Source organism: Oceanospirillum linum, from assembly GCF_001995095.2.
Classification (GTDB): domain Bacteria; phylum Pseudomonadota; class Gammaproteobacteria; order Pseudomonadales; family Halomonadaceae; genus Oceanospirillum; species Oceanospirillum linum.
Genome location: NZ_MTSD02000200.1, coordinates 1 through 403, shown reverse-complemented (window position 1 = coordinate 403; position 403 = coordinate 1). Strand labels below are relative to the sequence as shown.

1 protein-coding gene is annotated in these 403 nt (G+C 59.6%); it reads left to right on the top strand.

Going from position 1 to position 403, the window contains the following annotated elements; genetic code table 11:
* Positions 1–403, top strand: a 403-nt coding sequence (locus tag BTA35_RS17315) for a PTS transporter subunit EIIC (protein ID WP_078320924.1), incomplete at both ends; no start/stop codon positions are given.

The window sequence follows — 403 nt, the reverse complement described above, 5'->3', positions numbered from 1 at the left end:
ATTCAGACCATTGCCGAAACCGGCAAAGAAGGGATGGTCATGCCGTCAGAGATCGGCGCTAACCTGTCGCTGGGCGGTTCATCACTGGCAGTGGCGTGGAAAACGAAAAACCCGGAACTGCGTCAGACGGCGCTGGCTGCGGCGGCATCAGCCATTATGGCGGGGATTTCCGAACCGGCGTTATATGGCGTGGCGATCCGCCTGAAACGTCCGCTTATCGCCAGTCTTATCAGCGGTTTTATTTGCGGCGCGGTTGCCGGTATGGCGGGGCGTGCCAGCCACTCAATGGCAGCGCCGGGGCTATTTACCAGCGTGCAGTTCTTCGATCCGGCGAATCCAATGAGCATCGTCTGGGTGTTCGCGGTCATGGCGCTGGCGGTGGTGCTGTCGTTTATCCTCACAC